This is a genomic window from Brachyspira alvinipulli ATCC 51933 (assembly GCF_000518245.1).
Lineage (GTDB): Bacteria > Spirochaetota > Brachyspiria > Brachyspirales > Brachyspiraceae > Brachyspira > Brachyspira alvinipulli.
Window position 1 is genome coordinate 41,082 of record NZ_KI912406.1, and the last position, 18,818, is coordinate 59,899.

15 protein-coding genes and 1 pseudogene are annotated in these 18,818 nt (G+C 26.7%); 8 read left to right on the forward strand and 8 right to left on the reverse strand.

All coding sequences use genetic code 11. The features are described 5' to 3' along the window. Positions 1-114 precede the first annotated feature (114 nt). Positions 115-1,290, reverse strand: a complete 1,176-nt coding sequence (locus T324_RS0113360; RefSeq protein ID WP_028330720.1) for an RNA-splicing ligase RtcB — start codon at positions 1,288-1,290, stop codon at positions 115-117. Positions 1,291-1,501: 211 nt separating this feature from the next. Between T324_RS0113360 and T324_RS0113365 the strand changes: the two genes are divergently transcribed. The 3 genes from T324_RS0113365 (at position 1,502) to T324_RS0113375 (ending at position 6,881) form a co-directional block, all read left to right on the forward strand. After that, entirely contained in the window at positions 1,502-2,410 is a 909-nt protein-coding gene (locus tag T324_RS0113365) for an SPL family radical SAM protein (RefSeq protein ID WP_028330721.1), read from the forward strand. Between the two features lie 256 nt (positions 2,411-2,666). Beyond that, positions 2,667-4,832, forward strand: a complete 2,166-nt coding sequence (locus T324_RS0113370) for a PTS sugar transporter subunit IIABC (protein WP_028330722.1) — start codon at positions 2,667-2,669, stop codon at positions 4,830-4,832. A 240-nt stretch (positions 4,833-5,072) separates the two neighbouring features. Beyond that, entirely contained in the window at positions 5,073-6,881 is a 1,809-nt protein-coding gene (locus T324_RS0113375) for a methyl-accepting chemotaxis protein (RefSeq protein ID WP_028330723.1), read from the forward strand. Here T324_RS0113375 and T324_RS0113380 read toward each other — a convergent pair. Continuing rightward, on the reverse strand, positions 6,878-7,432 hold the full coding sequence (locus T324_RS0113380; RefSeq protein ID WP_038375293.1) for a GNAT family N-acetyltransferase: 555 nt from the start codon (positions 7,430-7,432) through the stop codon (positions 6,878-6,880). The genes T324_RS0113375 and T324_RS0113380 overlap by 4 nt on opposite strands. A gap of 266 nt (positions 7,433-7,698) precedes the next feature. Here T324_RS0113380 and T324_RS0113385 point away from each other — a divergent pair, with 266 nt between their 5' ends. From T324_RS0113385 to T324_RS0113395, 3 genes are all read left to right on the forward strand, one after another. Further along, on the forward strand, positions 7,699-8,130 hold the full coding sequence (locus T324_RS0113385; protein WP_028330725.1) for a PepSY-like domain-containing protein: 432 nt from the start codon (positions 7,699-7,701) through the stop codon (positions 8,128-8,130). A 149-nt stretch (positions 8,131-8,279) separates the two neighbouring features. Beyond that, a complete protein-coding gene (locus tag T324_RS0113390) occupies positions 8,280-9,746 on the forward strand; it encodes a SurA N-terminal domain-containing protein (RefSeq protein ID WP_028330726.1) in 1,467 nt (488 codons plus the stop codon). A gap of 22 nt (positions 9,747-9,768) precedes the next feature. Then, positions 9,769-10,695, forward strand: coding sequence for an ABC transporter substrate-binding protein (locus T324_RS0113395; protein ID WP_028330727.1), 927 nt, complete (start codon positions 9,769-9,771; stop codon positions 10,693-10,695). A gap of 50 nt (positions 10,696-10,745) precedes the next feature. Here the strand turns inward: T324_RS0113395 and T324_RS0113400 are convergent, their stop codons facing one another. Continuing rightward, positions 10,746-11,114: a DMT family protein gene (locus T324_RS0113400; RefSeq protein WP_028330728.1), complete on the reverse strand. Its 369-nt coding sequence runs from the start codon at positions 11,112-11,114 to the stop codon at positions 10,746-10,748. Between the two features lie 376 nt (positions 11,115-11,490). After that, positions 11,491-12,612, reverse strand: a complete 1,122-nt coding sequence (guaB, locus tag T324_RS0113405; protein WP_028330729.1) for an IMP dehydrogenase — start codon at positions 12,610-12,612, stop codon at positions 11,491-11,493. 338 nt (positions 12,613-12,950) lie between these two features. Between guaB and T324_RS0113410 the strand changes: the two genes are divergently transcribed. Next, positions 12,951-14,051 carry a hypothetical protein gene (locus tag T324_RS0113410; protein ID WP_028330730.1) on the forward strand — a complete coding sequence of 367 codons (1,101 nt, stop codon included), beginning with the start codon at positions 12,951-12,953 and terminating at the stop codon, positions 14,049-14,051. Between the two features lie 64 nt (positions 14,052-14,115). Here the strand turns inward: T324_RS0113410 and rbr are convergent, their stop codons facing one another. From rbr to T324_RS0113430, 4 genes are all read right to left on the reverse strand, one after another. Beyond that, complete coding sequence (gene rbr, locus T324_RS0113415) at positions 14,116-14,652, reverse strand: rubrerythrin (protein ID WP_028330731.1); 537 nt, start codon at positions 14,650-14,652, stop codon at positions 14,116-14,118. 46 nt (positions 14,653-14,698) lie between these two features. Next, complete coding sequence (locus T324_RS0113420; RefSeq protein ID WP_028330732.1) at positions 14,699-15,295, reverse strand: superoxide dismutase; 597 nt, start codon at positions 15,293-15,295, stop codon at positions 14,699-14,701. A gap of 157 nt (positions 15,296-15,452) precedes the next feature. Further along, complete coding sequence (locus T324_RS0113425) at positions 15,453-16,517, reverse strand: hypothetical protein (RefSeq protein WP_028330733.1); 1,065 nt, start codon at positions 16,515-16,517, stop codon at positions 15,453-15,455. A 9-nt stretch (positions 16,518-16,526) separates the two neighbouring features. Beyond that, entirely contained in the window at positions 16,527-17,921 is a 1,395-nt protein-coding gene (locus T324_RS0113430; RefSeq protein WP_028330734.1) for a DNA polymerase III subunit delta', read from the reverse strand. Positions 17,922-18,088: 167 nt separating this feature from the next. Between T324_RS0113430 and T324_RS18170 the strand changes: the two are divergent. After that, a pseudogene (locus tag T324_RS18170) lies at positions 18,089-18,818 on the forward strand (hypothetical protein); the annotation flags it as partial.

Sequence of the window (18,818 nt, forward strand, 5' to 3'; positions counted from 1 at the left end):
CCGCCCTTTATTATTTATCACTTTATCAAAAAATTTAACTTTAATTATATTGATGACATACTTAGAAATTTCGGCACCCGCCCAAGCTTTTATTATAAATAGTTAAACAATTTTTTATGAAGTAGCTTTTATATTTAATATAGGTTTTAATCTATCTACAACTTTTACAGTAGGTTCTATTAATTTTTCTATATCTTTAGGATTTTTATAAGCCATAGGTGATTCATCTAAAGTATTTTTGCATACACTGCTTGAATAAATTCCTTTCATAGAATCTATAAATTCTTTCATATCTAATTGATTTTTTGCCTGTGCCCTTGATAAAACTCTTCCTGCTCCATGAGGTGCAGAACAGTTCCAATCTTCATTGCTTTTTCCTTCGCATATTAATATACCATCACGCATGTTAAAAGGTATTATCATTTTTTCGCCTTCATAACTTCTTATGGCACCTTTTCTTATAATAAAATCTTCAAAATCAATAAAATTATGCACAGATGAAAAAGTGTCTTCTATTTCTATATTTAATAAATCTTTTATAATTTTTAAAATAGTTTCTCTGTTTATTTTTGCATAGTATTGTGCTATTACCATATCAATTAAATAATCAAACATTTCTTTGTCTTGTAAATAACAGTCTTCGCTATTTTTAGCTATTTTGGCATGATATCTGCAAACCTGATTACCGAAATTCCTTGATCCTGAATGTATAGTGATATAATAATCATTATTTGAGGATTTACCTATTTCTATAAAATGATTTCCTCCTCCAAGCGTTCCTATGGAGTTATGGAATTTCTCTAAATCTATTTCTACTCTTTTGCATAGATTTTCTATATATTCATTATCTATTTCAAAAACTTCAAATTTGGTATTAAATTTTTTATTATAATTAATTATAAAATTTCTTATAAGTTCATTAAGTTCTTTAAAATTAAAAAGTGTATTAAAACTTTTTTTATGAGTCTTCTGTCCCATAGGAATATTCTGTTTTATAGTTTTATCTATTTTTTCTAATGGAATATTTTTTATATTGTCATCCAATTTTGATGTAAGCATTCCGCAACCTATATCAACGCCTATATGAAAAGGATTTACTCTATCTGTAAGAGGCATTGTAAAACCTACAACTATTCCTTTGCCCAAATGAGTATCTGGCATTATTCTTATCTTTACATCTTCACTGGCTTTCTCATTTAATATTTTATACAATACAGAATAAGATTCTTCATCAATATTATCAGTGAAAATTTTGCAGTCTTTATTGTATTTTCCTTTAAGCTCTATCATAAACACCTCTTCATTTACATTAAATTATATTCTACCATTTATTATAAATCATTGAAATGTCAGAATTTGTCAAAAAATTTATATTTCAATATAAACATATATTTATTTTTATAAATTAAATAAATAACAAGTTGACAAAATATTAATATACAGTATTATTATAAATACAATATTTTGATACAGAGTAAAAAATAAAAAGAGATAAAATAAAATGCTTAAATATAGAGAAATCAACTGCAAATCGGCTTTAAATAAAATAGATAATGAATACGGATTCTGTTATGATTTAAATATTTACAGAGGATGTCTGCATAAATGCTATTATTGTTTTGCTGTGTATTCTCATAAGTATATTAATTCAAGAGATTTTTTTGGAGAAATATTTGTAAAGAAAAATATTGCTGAAGTATTAGAAAAAGAATTATCATCAAGAAATTGGAATAGAGATATTATTAATCTTGGAAGCGTTACTGATAATTATCAGGAGGCTGAAAAAGATTATAAACTTATGAGAGATGTTTTAAAACTTCTTATAAGATATAAAACTCCAATGTGTATATCTACAAAAAGTGATTTGATATTAAGAGACTTTGATTTAATAGATGAGCTTTCAAGAATAGTGCCTGTAAGAATAGCATCAACTATAACAACATTAGATGAAAAGTTATCTTCTTTAATAGAGCCTAATGTAATAAGCCCTCAAAAAAGATTTGATATGCTTAGAGAGTTTAAAAAAACAAAAGCAATAGTTGCAGTTCATACTATGCCTGTTATGCCTTTTATAACCGAAGACAGTATAGAAGATATTTTTCAAAAAGTAAAAGAGTACGGCATAGACTACTGCGCTACTGATGCATTAAAACTTAGAGGCGAATGCAGAAAAATATACCTCAATTTCATAAGGCAAGCATTTCCAGAGCATTATAAAAAGTATCTATATATTTATGGTTCTGATGGCATTCTTAAAGATGAATACAAAGAAAAATTATATTTAAAAATAAATGCCTTAGAAGAGAAATACAATATAACATACAAAACTAAAGAAGAGCTTAACACAGAAGACAGTGTTTATAATAGATATAAAAATAAAGTATATGAAGAGGCACCAACTTTATTTTAAAAGTTATATGCAAATAAAAATAAATCAATTTTTAATTATAATTTGTATCAATATCAAAAAAATTATAATAATTTTATATCAAATTTATATAAATTATCATAGTATAAAAATTAGTATTAAAAAAAATATATACAATTATAAAAAAATTTATTATACTTAATATAAGGTTTGATATTATATATGTGATATTAGTATACATAATATCTTTAATTTTATAATATCAAAAGACATATTCTAAAAATCTGGAGTTCTTTATATGAAAGATAAAATTTTCGGAGTACTGCAAAGAGTAGGTAGATCATTCATGCTGCCTATAGCAGTACTTCCTGTAGCAGGTTTGTTCTTAGGTATTGGTAGTTCTTTTACTAATACTACAATGCTTGAAACATATAATTTAATGGGCATTTTGGGTCCTGGTACTATTGCTTATAATATATTGTCAGTTTTAAGTGAGGCTGGTAATATTATATTTGGTAATTTGCCTATTATATTTGCTATGAGTGTTGCTATAGGTATGGCTAAGAAAGAAAAAGAAGTTGCTGCTTTATCAGGAGCTATAGCATTTTTCGTAATGCATGCATCTATAGGTAAAATGATAACAGTTATGGGCGGAGCTGATAAATTATTAGCTGGTTCTACTGCAAATGTTGTAGGTATATTATCACTTCAAATGGGTGTATTCGGCGGTATTATAGTAGGACTTGGTGTAGCTGCATTACATAACAGATATTATACTATAGAGCTTCCTCAAGTATTATCATTCTTCGGCGGTACAAGATTTATACCTATAATATCTTCAATAGTATTCTTAATTGTTGGTATATTAATGTATTATGTATGGCCTCCTATACAGCTTCTTATGAATAAATTAGGCGACTTAATAGCTGGTTCTGGTTATGTTGGTACTTTATTTTATGGTATTATAGAAAGAGCATTGATACCATTCGGTTTGCACCATGTATTCTATACTCCATTATGGCAGACATCTCTTGGCGGTACTATGATGATAGACGGTACATTAGTAGAAGGTGCTCAGAATATATTCTTTGCTCAATTAGGTTCTCCTAATACAACATCATTCAGTGTTGAAGCTACAAGATTTATGACTGGTAAATTCCCATTCATGATATTCGGTCTTCCAGGTGCAGCTTTAGCTATGTACAAAACTTCAAGAAAAGAGAAAAAACAAGTAGTAGGTGCTTTGCTTTTCTCAGCAGCATTAACTGCAATGATTACAGGTATTACTGAGCCTATAGAGTTTACATTTATATTCGTTGCTCCAATATTCTATGCTATTCACTGTGTACTTGCTGGTATATCTTTCATGCTTATGCATATATTCCATGTTACAGTAGGTATGACATTCTCAGGCGGTTTAATAGACTTGTTATTATTCGGTGTACTACAAGGAAATGCTAAAACTAATTGGATATGGATAGTAATAGTTGGTATACCTTATTTCTTCATTTATTATTTCTTATTCTCAACTTTGATCAAGAAATTTGACTGGAAAACTCCTGGTAGAGAACCAGACAGTGAAGAACCAAAATTATATAGAAGAGCAGACGTTGTTGCTGCAAAAGCTGCTGCAAGCGGAGAAAATGTTGATGCTAATCCTTTATTCAAATACGAAGAAGCTCCATTAATAACTTCTGGACTTGGCGGAAAGAAAAACATAAGCGATGTTGACTGCTGTGCTACAAGACTTCGTGTTACAGTATTCGATCCATCTAAAGTTGTTGATGCTACATTAAAAGCTAGCGGTGCTGCTGGTATAATTAAGAAGGGTAATGGTATACAGGTTATATACGGACCTAAAGTTACTGTTATAAAATCAAGATTAGAGGATTATTTACATGATCCTATAAGCGATAATGAACCAGAGGCTGCTTCTGCTGAACCAGTAAAAACAGAAGAGAAAAAAGAAGAAGTTAAAGAGGAAGCTAAAAAAGCAGATTCTTTTTCTTTAGTAGATAAAGTATATGCTCCTATAAAAGGAAATATAGTAAAATTAGAAAGTGTTGAAGACGAAGCATTTTCAAGCGGTGCTATGGGTAAGGGTATAGCTATTGATCCTATTGAAGGTAAAGTTTATGCCCCTTATGACGGTATAATAGAAACTGCTTTCCCAACAAAACATGCTATAGGATTAACTTCTGATAAAGGAGTTGAATTGCTTATACATATTGGTATGGATACAGTAAAATTAAACGGCGAGCATTTCACTTCTCATATAGAAGAAGGACAAAAGGTTAAAAAAGGCGATTTATTATTAGAATTTAATATTGAAGGTATTAAAAAAGCAGGATATCCTGTTGTTACACCTGTAATAGTAACTAATTCTGATGATTATGCAGAAATTTCTACTTCTGATGCAGTTTCTGTAAATGCTGGCGATGATTTGCTTGAAATTAAAAATTAAAAAATAATATATATTATATTTGAGGGAACTTATTAATTTAAGTTCCCTTTTATTTTTTATAATAAATAATAGAATGATGTTAGTAATTAAAATAGTGTTAGTTGTTCAACTGCTGTTAATTCTTTTATTTTTTTTATAATAAATAATAAAATAATATTTATTGTGAATAAAAAATTAGTTGACAATAAAAAATAAAAAAATTATACTAGTTTAAGAAGTTTTAATTTGGAGATATTATTTATGAATGACAGAAAGAAAAAATATATATTGATGCTGAAATTTTTAATTCCTTTTACTATATTTATTATAGTGCTTGTCATTGCTTTAATGCTGTATTTTGTTCCAAGATATAAAAAAGAATTTTCTTCGGAAATAAGATCAAATATGTATGAGAACGAATCATCTGTTGCCTCTTGGCTTAATTATTTTTATTCGCAAATAGAAGTATTAGCATCTTATTGTAAATTTGAAACAGATTATGGACAAATGTTAAGTTCATTTAAAGAATTATCTGATTTAAAAGATGAGATAGAAAATATATATTATGCAGGCACAGTGCCATATAAAGACGGAGGAACTTTAGTAATTGTATATGGTGATAATTTAGAAGGGTTTGATCAAACTACTAGGGAATGGTATATTGAATCTATAAAGAATCCTTCTGCTGCATACATTAGCAAACCATATATAGATGCTCAAACTAAAGATACTGTAATTACTATATCAAAGGCTATAAGCATTAATGGAGCTATTAAAGGCGTTATAGGTGTTGATATATCTTTCAAAAAAATATCTGAATTATTGCTGTCGAATGAGGAAAATAAATTTTTTATAGCATTAAAGAGCGACGGAGTGTTTATCACTCATTCAGATAAGAGCTTAATTTTCAATAATCAAAAAAATATATATACAGAGTTAAATGCTCCTAAACTTAATGGAGGAAATTATGGTTTTAGACTAAATAAATCTTCTTGGGTGGCTTTATATTCTATGGAAAATACGCCTTGGCTTTTGGTTGGAGCTGGAAGCTCAGCTAACCTTAATAAAAAAATAACTACATTGTCTATTATAATGTTTATAGTAGCATTGGGTTTTTTAGGAATTCAATTTATACTTGTAGTATCTAACGTTATGCCTTTATCTCATACATTGGATCGCGCCATATCAGTTATAAAAAATATGACAAATAAACATTTTAATGCTATTTTTGAGGATAAATTGCTTAAAAAATCTGATCAGACAGGGGTATTAGTTAATTCTATACAGGATATGCAAAAGTCTATCGGAAACTCTATACATTCTTTGCAAGATTCATTAAACTTTATAAATAATGAAATTGATATAGTATCTGACGGAAGTACTAATTTATCTGATAGAACTAATACTCAAGCCTCTTCGCTTGAAGAATTATCTAGTTTAATAGAATCATTATCTGCATCCCTTGACGAAACAAATGTTCAGTCTAATGATGCTAAAGATATGAGCGTAAAAGTTGCTGATGCCACTAAAATTGGTGTGGAATCTTCTTCTGAAATTATAAACAGTATGAATGAAATATCTGAGTCAAGCAAAAAAATATCAGACATGACTAAACTTATACAATCTATTGCTTTTCAAACTAATATACTTGCTTTGAATGCGGCAGTTGAAGCAGCACGTGCAGGTGATCAAGGTAAAGGATTTGCAGTGGTAGCTTCTGAGATACGTTCTTTAGCTCAAAATGTTGATGAAACAGCTAAAAGTATTACAAACACTATTAATGATGCTTTATCCAAAATAGATGCTGGTAATAAAGCCGTTGCCAATTCTTCTAAAATACTTGGAGATATTGAAGCTTTGGCAGAGGATATGCTTGCTAAACTTACATCAATTTCAGAGCGTGCTGTTTTGGAAGCAGATAGTATTAATCAGATAAATGTTTCCGTAAGACAATTAAATTCTATAACTGGTGAAAATAGTAATTTGGCAGAGTCTAATGCAAGTTCAGCAAAAGAAGTAAGAGAAAAAATAGAAGATATGGTTGAACAGATTAATAATTTTAAATTTTAATTATATAAATTATTATTCTCAGCACAAAAAATATAATGAGGCATATCAATATTATAATAATGCTTTACTGTATAGCCTACTATTTGCATACCATTTCTAATGGCAACATTTTTAGATGATATATTATTATCTCTTATAATAGAATAAACTCTTTTTTCTTTTAAGGTATTAAAGGCATAATCTTTACAGGCAGAAGAAGCTTCAGTTGCAAATCCTTTATGCCAATAATTTTTATTGAATAGATATCCTATTTCAATGAGTTCATCAGAATTATGAATTTTCTTATCTATTTTTTGCATAGTAAGTCCGCATTGTCCTATAAACTCATTATTTTCTTTTAATATGCATGCCCATAAACCAAAACCATAAGTTTTATATCTGTTTATTTGATTATTGAACCATTGTGAAACCTCTTCATCAGAAAAAGCATGCTCATAAGCATACATAGTTTCTTTATCCTGAAGTATAGAACATAATCCCTTATAATCTTTTTCATTATCTTTTTCTAATTCTCTTAAAATTAGTCTCTCTGTTTCTAATATTTTTTTCATAATTATAAAACCTATAATACCTTTTTTTATAAAAATTCGATATTTTTTTAAATTAATAGCTATTAAAGTAAAATATTTTTACCTTAATAATTAAATTGTAAAATAATATGTAGTATTTGTTTAGTTTTTATTATTAAAATAACATTTTTTAGTAAATTTTTAGTAAATTAAATGTAAAATATATTGACAATTATTTGTTTTCTGCTATACTTATAATTGTAAAGATAATTTACAGTAACTAATTAAGAAATTAAAGGAGATTAATTATGACTAAAAAAATATTTGTTTTATTAATAACATTAACTATAGCTTCAACTTCAAGCCTTTTTGCTGATTGGGTAGTTTCTCCATCATCATTACCTCAAAAATCAAAAGCATTTATACAAAGAACATATCCTGGTGCACAAATATGGATGGTTGAAAGAGATGGTGGAAAATTTGAGGTTAAATTATCAAATGGTGTTTCAATAGATTTTTTAGTTAATGGAAATTGGCATAGTATAGATGGTGAGTATAATGGAGTTCCTTTGAGTGTATTACCTCAAGCTGTAGCTAATACAGTAAAAAGAACTTATCCTCAAGCTATGATGATAGATGTAGAAAAAGAGTGGGGAAATTACAAAATAAAACTTAATAATATGATGGAATTATTCGTATCATCAGGCGGTCAATTAATGGGACAGAAATGGGACGACTAATAATTAATATATATTTATTATAGCTTTTAGGCATTATCATATTGTATGGTAATGCCTAAATTTAATTTTACAACACCTTGAATTTTTTAAACTCTTCTTATATAATTATTCAATTATAATATAATAGTAAATAATGTAAGGATAATGTAATGTCATCTAGCAAAAAATTTGTACCAAAAAAGAAAAGTCCAGTAGTAAAAACACTGCAATGGATTGGTGTATCCGCTGTTTCTATACTTTTAATAATTTATTTTTTAGTCGTAGATACTAGAGGAAGCCAGAAAACTCCTACAATAGGTTCTGTTAATGGAACACCTATTTACTATACAAGCACAAGCCCTTATGGTAAGGCGTTCAAAGAAATAGAAAGTGATTATCAAAGTTTAGGCATACAAATTAATAATGAAATGTATGCTTATATAGAGGATTTAGCATTTAGAAGAGCTGTTTATTCAATACTTTTGTATGATACTGCTAGAAAAAACATAAATGTAAGCGATAATTTTATAGTAGAAGCTATGAAAAGTCAGTTCATAGATACTAATGGTGTTTATAATGAAATGGCTTATGAGGCTTTTATAAAAAATACTACTCAGGCAGAAAAGCTTAAAATACAAAAAGACATAAAGGAAAGTGTATTAGCTCAAACTGTTTCTTCAGAGTTGTTCAACAGTATCAAATTAAATTCTCTTGAAGTGCAAAGAGAATATAAGAAAAACTTTACAAAAAGAGATGTTGAAATGGTTTATATAGATGCTGCTTCAATAGTTCAATCTTCAGAGATTCCAGCTTCTGATTTAGAAAAATATTTTACAGATAATAAAACAAATTTTATTCAAGCAGATATTTCTTGGATAGTGTTGGAAAGTGGCGGTGTTGCTGATAATTTATATAAAACATTGAAAGATGATATAACATTATTTGAGAAAAATGCTTTAGAAAAGAGCGTCAATACTAATAATTATAAATTAGGTTATATTACAAGAATGGAAATGCCTTCAGAGGATTTTGCTAATAAAGTATTTGCTGATAATAAAGGTAATTCTTTATTAGAGCCTATATATGCTAATGGTTTATATTATGTGGTTTTAGTTAATGGAACAAGAGTTCCTGAAAAATATACTGATATTAATCAAGATGTATTAAAAAGAGAATATTTTAATGCAAATCTACCAGCTCTTTTAGAAGCAGAGAAAACAAAACAAGCTGAGATATTAAAATCAGCTGCTGCAGGTGTTAATAATCTTGGAACATTAGATGGTAATGGAAATATAAAATATTACAAACCTGCTGCTGCTTTTTCATATAATCAGGGAAGACTTAATACGGAAAACGGAGCTATAATACCAGATTCTTCTACTGAAGCTTTTTATAATAATGCTTTTACTCTTCAAGTAGATGCTATAAGCGATGTTATAAAATTGGATAATGGAGTAGCTATTATGAGAGTAATATCTGCTGAAAAGCCTGATATTACAAGATTAGCTACATTAGATGCTGCTACTAGAAACATTATGAAAAGAGAACTTTCAAGACAAAGAGTTAATGATATAGTGTTTGAATGGGGAAATCAAAATATATCAAAAGCTAGAGTAAAAAGACATAATATAAGATAAATAATTGATAGGGCAATTTTATATGATTAAAAGTTATTTAAAAAATATAATTGCCCTTATATTAATCCTTTTAATATCATCATGTTCAAAAAATAATGACAGCATAAAAAATAGATACGGCGATAATATAGTATTGCCTGAGAGTATAAATAAAGTTGTATCTCTTTCACCTGCTATAACAGAAATTTTAATAGATTTGCAAGTTTCTGATAAAATTATAGCCTGCGATCCATATTCTAAAGATATATTAATAAAAAATAATGGTAAATATACAAATTTAATTACTTTTGATTTAGTAGCACCAGATGCAGAAAAAATAATATCATTGAATACAGATATTGTGCTTGTTAATTCATTAAGTTTATTTTCTGGTGAAGAGTCTTTAGATAATTTAAAAAATATGGGTTTATGTGTAATTGTTATACCATATAGTAAAAGTATTTCTGATATAGAAGATGATATTTTATTTATATCTTCTATATTCAAAAAAGATAAAGAGGGCAGGCATATCGCAGATAATATGAATGCAAATATAGAAAAAATAAAATTAATATCAAATTCTATAACAAATAAAAAAAGAGTATATTTTGAAATAGCTTCATTGCCAAGTTTTTATTCATTTGGTACTAATGTATTTTTAAATGAAATGATAGAAATAATAGGTGCTGAAAACATATTTAAAGATAGGGATTCATGGCTTAATGTATCAGAGGAAAGTATTATATATGAAAATCCGGATACTATACTTACTAGTGTGAATTATATAGAAAATCCTGAAAATGAAATATTAAATAGAGAGGCTTGGAAAAATATTAATGCTGTAAAAAATAGACAAGTTTATTATATAGATACGGATTCAAGTACATTAGCAAATCATAATATCACAAAAGCATTGATTCAAATGGCTAAAAGTGTTTATAGTAATGAATATGCTGATTTTAAATTTTAAATATTGGTATACTAAAAAGCATACCAATATTATTAATTTTATTTAAATTATTATTTTTTGAAAATGAAAAATACAGCTAATATTAAACATAGAAAACCTATAAAATGATTTATTTTTAATGTTTCTGTTTTGAAAAATACTACTGTAAAAATTGTGAATATAGTTAATGTTATAACTTCCTGCATAACTTTTAACTGCATTAGAGAAAATGGTCCTCCGTTTCCCTGAAAGCCTATTCTATTTGCTGGAACTTGAAAGCAATATTCAAATAATGCTATAGCCCAGCTAATTAGTATAATCATAGGTAAAGATAACTTTGAAAAACCTTTCATTTCGCTAAATTTTAAATGTCCATACCAAGCAAATGTCATGAATGTGTTTGATAATATAAGTAATAATATTGTTGCTATAGATTTCATAATAATTTTTACTCCTATTTATTTTTATTGATAAACTATTATATATTTTTAAAAATTATTTTCTATATTTATTTATAAAAAAATTAAGACCCCCACTTTTAATGGAGGCCTTAAACAGTTTAATTAAATGAAGGTTATAAAATATATTGTATCAATTTAGGGATACAAAGTTGTTGACATTGATTTATTACTCTAACATTTGTTAGTATATTCTAACATATTATATAATTTTGTCAATAGCTTATATTAATTTTTTAATTATGATTAGATATTATAATAGTTATAAGCAATAATACTTGGTTCTATAATATTGCTTATAACTTTGTGAAATATAAACTGGTTATATTGGTTAAAATTTTGATATATTCATTGATTATTAATAATTAGGAGCTTTTGAAGTTATTTTAACATCGTGCACATGGCTTTCAGCAAGTCCCTGATTAGTTATTCTTATAAACTCAGCTTTTTTCTGAAGCATTTCTATATCTTTTGCACCGATATAGCCCATTCCAGCACGTACTCCTCCTACTATTTGATATATAACATCTGAAACATGACCTTTATATTCTGTAACACCTTCTATGCCTTCTGGAACAAATTTAGATTTAACTTTAACTTCACTTTGGAAATATCTATCTTTGCTTCCATGTATCATAGCGCCTACAGAACCCATGCCTCTATATGGTTTATACTTTTTACCATCTATTACAATAACATCTCCAGGTGCTTCATAAGTAGAAGAGAATAATCCTCCTGCCATAACAGCATCAGCACCTATAGCTAAGGCTTTTACTATATCTCCCGAATATTTTATTCCTCCATCAGCAATGGAACCTACATTATTCTTTTTAGCTATTTCAGAAGCATCATATATAGCAGTAAGCTGAGGAACTCCGACTCCTGCTATTATTCTAGTTGTACATATAGAACCTGCACCGATCCCTATTTTTATAGCATCAACTCCAGCATCTATTAATGCTTTAGCTCCATCAGCAGTAGCTATATTTCCAGCTATTACATCAACATCTTTATATTTATCTTTTATTTCTTTTATAGCCTTTAATACATTTTGAGAGTGTCCATGTGCTGTATCTATAACAATAGCATTAACCCCAGCCTCTATAAGTTTTTCTATTCTTTCATATCTATCATCTGATATACCTATAGCAGCAGCAGCAATTAAAGTTCCTTTACTGTCTAAACTAGCTTTTTCTTTGTTTTCTATATCTTTAAAATTTTTAACTTCCTCTATTTCTTTAGCCTGTTGTTCTAAAGGCATGTTTTTATGTATAACACCTAATCCTCCGCATAATGCCATAGCTATTGCCATTTTTGATTCAGTTACAGTATCCATAGGAGAACTTATCAGTGGAATATTTAATGTTATTCTATTTGTTAATTTTCTTTTTAAAGATACATCTTTAGGAAGAATATCTGATTCTTGCGGAACTAATAATACATCATCAAATGTTAATGCTTCTCTCATTTTTATAGACATAATTTTATCCCTCTTAATAGATATGAATTAGATAATTTGATAAACTATTTTATAGTAAAAATGTTTTAATTGCAATATTTTTTATATAATTTATTATTTTTTTATTGAAAATCATTTAATATTTTAAGATATGTCAAATAAACTTACAATACTTTATCGTTTTATGTTATATATGTATTAAATGTATTCTATAAATATAAATATTGTAAAAAATATTTATGATATATAATTTTTTTAGTAAAATATATTTACAAATATTTTGAAATATATTATACTATAATTGTAAACAAAATTTACCAATAGCAAAATGATTAATAAATCCTTTTAGGAGGTTAACTATGACAATAAGTGTTATGAATTATACAAACAAATTTTGTGAGATATATGGAAGTTCTATTATAAATAATGATGAGTTTTTTGGTAATATAGTTGTTAGAAAAACAAATAGTTTGCTTATCTCAATAGAGAGGGATATAAATGAATTAAAATTGAGAAAAGATAATATAACAGAAAAAGAAATAGATTTTATGGTGCATATTTTAACTAAACTTTCTTTTATAAGCAGAGTTAATCTTATTAAAGCTATGAATGACATAAAAAGAAAAGATTTTAAATTTTCCAAGGAAATTAAAAATTCTAAACATATTATAGATTATACTTTGAAAAATATAGTTAAAATATTTATTGAATCAGAAAATGATATAGATTTATATAATAGAACAATTCTTTTAAATAATGATATTATATCACATACAAACAGAGTCTTTTTTACAGTTATTAAATTTATTAGATATTATAATAATTGTATAGATAATAATATAGTATCTGATATAAGACAAAATTTCAAAAATAAATATTTGAAATATTATAAATCTGTGTTAAAAAAGTTTAAAATTAATAATGATATTAATAAATTGGAAGATGTGTATAAATATGGTTTAAGAGAAATATTTATAAAAGAAATAATTGAAATAGCAATAGCTTCATTCTGGCATGATATAGCAAATATAAGTCCTGATTATTCTCCTAATTCAGATGATGAATATTATGCTTCAAAAGGTTATTCTTATTTAAAGTATTTCATAAATTATGGTGATAATATATCTTTAATAGTTGGAATGCATAATGAATATTTTGGATATGGAAAAGGAATATTTTTAGATTATTATAATACAGCTAATAACTCTGAGGCTAATTACATTGTAAGTTTTGATTATGAGGATGTATTAAGATTGGGTAGTATATCATATTTTCCTTCTAAAATATTGGAGATTGCAGATTTATTTGATCATCTAGTATATAAATATAATGAGTCAAATTCATCAAAAGTATTAGAATATATTAGAGAAGATTATTTAAATAAAGAAGTGAAAGTAGATCCTATAATATTTGATATATTCTCTTCATTTGTGTATAGTGAAAATAAATTAATAGCTTAAAATAGAAATAAGGGGATATTATAAATAATAATATCCCCTTATTTTGTACTTAAATAAAAATTAATTAATAATTTTCAACACGTACTTCAAAGAATTTTTTAGCATGTTTACAAGCTGGGCAAAGTTCAGGAGCTTCTTCGCTTTCAACTATATAACCACAGTTTCTGCATTTCCATTGAACTTTAGTAGCTTTTTTGAAAACGCTTCCGCTTTTTACAGCTTCTCTTAATTTAGCATATCTTTCTCTGTGTTCTCTTTCAACATCACCGATTAATTTCATAGAACGAGCTATTTCATCGAAACCTTCTTCTGTAGCTTCTTTAGCCATTCTTGGGTACATGCATTCATATTCTTCATTTTCACCTTCCCAAGCAGCTTGTAAGTTTTGAAGAGTATCTCCTATACCGTTAAGATATTTAAAGTGTATTTTAGCATGTTCTCTTTCATTTTCAGCTGTTTCAAGGAATATAGCAGCTATTTGCTCATAGCCTTCATTTCTTGCTACGCTAGCATAGTAAGTATACTTGTTTCTAGCCATAGATTCGCCAGCAAAAGCTTCATTTAAGTTTTTTTCTGTTTTTGTACCTTTTAAATCCTTCATTTTAATTCTCCTAAAAAAATATATAAATAAATTAGTATTTAGCTAATTATTTAGCAAGTTTAATTCTTTCAGCAACATAATCCCAGTTTACTAAATGATCAACAAAAGCAGTTAAGAAATCAGGTCTTCTGTTTTGATAATCAAGGTAATAAGCATGTTCCCAAACATCGCAAGTTAAAACACCATGTACTTTATCAGCAACTGGGTTCATAGCATTAGCATATTTTCTAACTTCTAATTTACCATTGTTCATTACAAGCCAAACCCATCCAGAACCAAATTGAGTTTTACCTCCTGTAGTGAAAGCCTCTTTAAAAGCATCAAATGAACCGAAATCTGCTTCTATTTTTGATTTTACTTCAGCTGGTATTGCTGTATCTTTTTTTATCATTTTAAAGAATTCTTCATGGTTATAAACTTGTCCGGCATTATTAAATACAGCTTGTTTATCAGCATTATTATGAGATAAAACAATTAATTCCTCTATGCTTTTACCTTGTAATGATGCATCTTTTGACACTAAATCATTTAATGTTGTAACATAAGTATTTAAATGTTTACCATGATGGAAATCTAATGTATTTGAAGACATATATGGTGCTAAGTCTTCTTTACCATAAGGTAATTTCATTAATTCAAACATATTTATACTCCTTCATTTTTATGTTAAAATAATAAACTATTTTTAAATTATGTCAATAGTTTATTAAATAATATTTATATCTTATTAGTAATAGTTATTAATAATAAAGGCATACCAAATTAACTTGGTATGCCTTAAAATTCTATTTTAATTATAATTAATTAGCAGCTGTTTCTTCTGTAGTTGTTTCAGTAGTATCAGTATTTTCAGTTGTTGTTGCTGTTGGATCAGCAGCTTCATTCTCATAATCTCTATATACTGGTCTAACTTCTCTGCTTAAGATCTCATCTTCAGTTTTACCATAAGTGAAGCCTAATTCATCATAATATTTAGAATAAGTTGTTCTAAATCTGTCTGAAGTAGTGTATAATATTTTATGGTATTTAGTTATAAGTAATTTATATTTAGCAGTTTTGATTGCTTCATCAGTTGTTTTTAAAGTAGTTAAATCCCAAAGATTATTGAACATTTCGTTTAAGAAGTAAACTTTACTAACATCACTATTTTGATTAATAGTAGCTAATTTGTAGTTAACACCTGCTAAATATGTGTTTAACATTATTAAATTAGTAGTATCGCTTTTAGCAGCACCTTCATTTTGTAATGCTTTCATCAAATGATATCTACTTTTAGCATAATAACCTGCAGTTCCTTTGAAAAGGTTAAAGATACCAGCATAAAGGTTTATCTCATAATCAGCTTGTACTAATTCATTAGTTTTTCCAAGTACTTCATATATAGGTTTAATGCCATCATAAAGTCTGAAACATTTATCTAATTCATTAAGAGCTAAATCTACGTTTTTGTCATTAGCTAAAGGGTTAGCAACTAAATCATAATAATAAACTGCATTATAGAACATTTCATTAGTGTCAGTGAAATTAACATTAGTATAACGTTCTAATATTTTGTTAGCTTTATAAACAATTCTGAAAAGATAATCTTCTCTTATTTTTGTTAAATTAGTTTGAAGAAGATTATATTCTTTATCAAGAGAAGCGTCATCAGTGTTTTTTAAATCTGTAAAAGTAGGAGCAAAAGATGATATTTCTCCTACTGTATTTGTATCACCTGTTTCAGTTGCTTCTTGATTTTCAGTTGTATCTGTTTGTTCAGTAGTAGTTGTATCTGTAGCAGTAGTATCTGCAGCAGCCTCATCCTGAGCGTATACTGAACTTAACGCTAGAATCATTACGCTTAATACAAGAAATATTTTTTTCATGTATAACTCCTATAAGTTTTTATTATAATTGTGTAACCACATATAAATATTGCCTAAAATTTTATAAAGCAACATTTTGGGTTGAGTATTTGTATTAATTAGGGTATTGACAATGGAATCCAACTCATCAATAGTCCATACAATACTTTCATCTGAAATAGAACTTGGAAATACATAATTTCTATTTTCTATTTCTAAATATTTTTCTTCTAAAGATTTCTTTAAGATATTAATCATTTCTCTAATAGTATCGGCTATATCATAGTCTCCTTCACTAAGCAATGTTGCTAATGAAGCTATTTGAGAAGGATTATTATCAAAAATTGCACCCATAAAAGATAACAATACTTTGTATATATTATCGCTTGTATTTGATTTTTTGTCAAGTATATATTTTACAGCTTTTGCTACACTTCCATAAGAATTTTCCAATGCAAGGGCTGTTTTTTCCTCATTTAACCTAAATCTCTTCATTAATATAGATCTTAATGTATTTTCTGACAATAAAGAAAATTTTAGTTCCATCATACGAGAGCGTAAAGGTTTCATACCATCTTGTACAAGCTTATTAGTATCTGAAGTTATTAGAATAAATATATTGTTGTCAGAAGGTTCTTCTAATGTTCTTAAAAATATATTAGGCGCCCTCTTATCCATTAATTCTATACCTTCAATAATAACAATCCTCTTATGAGATATTTTCGGTTTTCTATAAGTTATCTCTATAATATTTCTTACTGTATCAAGAGGAATTACTGTATGAATTATATTATAATATATCTTTTTTAAAGCTTCAAAAAAGTCACCTTCTATAGATATTTTCTTCTTTCCTCCCTTATTTTTTACTATATTTAATGCATCTTTTGATTTATTTCTAAATATAGAGTCTATAAATTCTACATTATCTGCTGTAAGTTCATTTAATGTGTAATTTACTGCTAAATAATATGGTTCTATTAGAGCATATCTTGAACTTTCTTTTTTATTACCGAGCATATATTCTTTTGGTTCACTTGATGGGTAGTTATCATAACTATCAAAAAGCATTGATTCTACTTTATATAATATAGATCTGCATGAAGTGTAAAAATTATTAAATAAATGAGGAAGTTTATATTCTAAATATTGATTAAAATAAAGCTCAGCATTTCTAAATCTTTCATCTGTACCTGCTACTATTACATCAGGATGCTTATATTGATCTATCATTTTGCATGATTTGCATTCATCGCAGTATGTACCATTATTTCTTTCGCAAAGTATAGCTTTTGCATAATTTAAAGCACTTTCAAATTTTCCAACTCCTTCATCTCCGTAAAAAAGGTAGGCATGGTGGAGTCTGCCGCTTTTATATATTCCAGACATTATTTTTAAAGGTGTTGTTTGCCCTAGTACTTTAGCCAAATTTAAAAACCTCTTTAAAATAGTTATTTTATATATATATAAATTATAAATCAAATTATAGCAATATTTTATTCTTTTAATATTTGATATTTTATATTTTTAGTATATTATAAAAATAGTTACTTTATTAATAATTGAGTAGTAATTTAATTATAAGGATTTTTCATATGGCTGCAACAAATGATATGATGAATGAAAAAAGGGATTTGTCTGATAAAAATAATAAATCTCTTAGAAAGAAAGTTATTGATATTTCTGAGAGAGTAGAAAAATTGGAGAAGGATATTGATTCTATTTCTTCTGATATTGAAACTGTTGAGGAAAAAGAAAAATTCATAAAAGATATTGTAGTAAAAGAAAATGAAAATTTAATAAATAAATACGAAGAATTAAGTAAAAACATAGAAAATACAGAAATAGGTAAAAAAGTAAATGATTATTTAGAAGAACAAAAAAATATTGTTAATAAAATAGATAATGTAAATTCTTCTTATGATAAATTAGAGAATCATATCAATGACTATGAAAGTATATTGGATAAAAAACATGAAGAATTTGTTAAAAATACAAATGAATTAATAAATAAAAATAATTTAAATAATAAAATAGTAATAGATGAAATAAATAGAAAACAAGATGAGTTTATAAAATTATCAAATGATGCTTTAGATAAGAATAATTCCAAGTATGAAGATTTAAATAAAAAATATGAAGAACTTAGTAATAATGCTGAAGATTTAGTAAAAGAAAATAATACTAAATATGATGAATTAATATCAGATACTAATAAAAAATTAGATATTCAAATAAAAGAACAGAAAAACCTTATAGCTAAAGAAACAGAAAGTTTAAACTCAAAATATGATGAACTTTCTAAAAACACAGAAGAGTTAATAT

Coding starts and splice junctions, on each gene's coding strand:
- T324_RS0113360 (WP_028330720.1), bottom strand. CDS start 1,290: ATGATAGAGCTTAAAGGAAAATACAATAAAGACTGCAAAATTTTCACT.
- T324_RS0113400 (WP_028330728.1), bottom strand. CDS start 11,114: ATGAAATCTATAGCAACAATATTATTACTTATATTATCAAACACATTC.
- T324_RS0113370 (WP_028330722.1), top strand. CDS start 2,667: ATGAAAGATAAAATTTTCGGAGTACTGCAAAGAGTAGGTAGATCATTC.
- T324_RS0113380 (WP_038375293.1), bottom strand. CDS start 7,432: ATGAAAAAAATATTAGAAACAGAGAGACTAATTTTAAGAGAATTAGAA.
- T324_RS0113385 (WP_028330725.1), top strand. CDS start 7,699: ATGACTAAAAAAATATTTGTTTTATTAATAACATTAACTATAGCTTCA.
- T324_RS0113425 (WP_028330733.1), bottom strand. CDS start 16,517: ATGAAAAAAATATTTCTTGTATTAAGCGTAATGATTCTAGCGTTAAGT.
- T324_RS0113375 (WP_028330723.1), top strand. CDS start 5,073: ATGAATGACAGAAAGAAAAAATATATATTGATGCTGAAATTTTTAATT.
- T324_RS0113365 (WP_028330721.1), top strand. CDS start 1,502: ATGCTTAAATATAGAGAAATCAACTGCAAATCGGCTTTAAATAAAATA.
- T324_RS0113420 (WP_028330732.1), bottom strand. CDS start 15,295: ATGTTTGAATTAATGAAATTACCTTATGGTAAAGAAGACTTAGCACCA.
- rbr (WP_028330731.1), bottom strand. CDS start 14,652: ATGAAGGATTTAAAAGGTACAAAAACAGAAAAAAACTTAAATGAAGCT.
- guaB (WP_028330729.1), bottom strand. CDS start 12,612: ATGTCTATAAAAATGAGAGAAGCATTAACATTTGATGATGTATTATTA.
- T324_RS0113395 (WP_028330727.1), top strand. CDS start 9,769: ATGATTAAAAGTTATTTAAAAAATATAATTGCCCTTATATTAATCCTT.
- T324_RS0113390 (WP_028330726.1), top strand. CDS start 8,280: ATGTCATCTAGCAAAAAATTTGTACCAAAAAAGAAAAGTCCAGTAGTA.
- T324_RS0113410 (WP_028330730.1), top strand. CDS start 12,951: ATGACAATAAGTGTTATGAATTATACAAACAAATTTTGTGAGATATAT.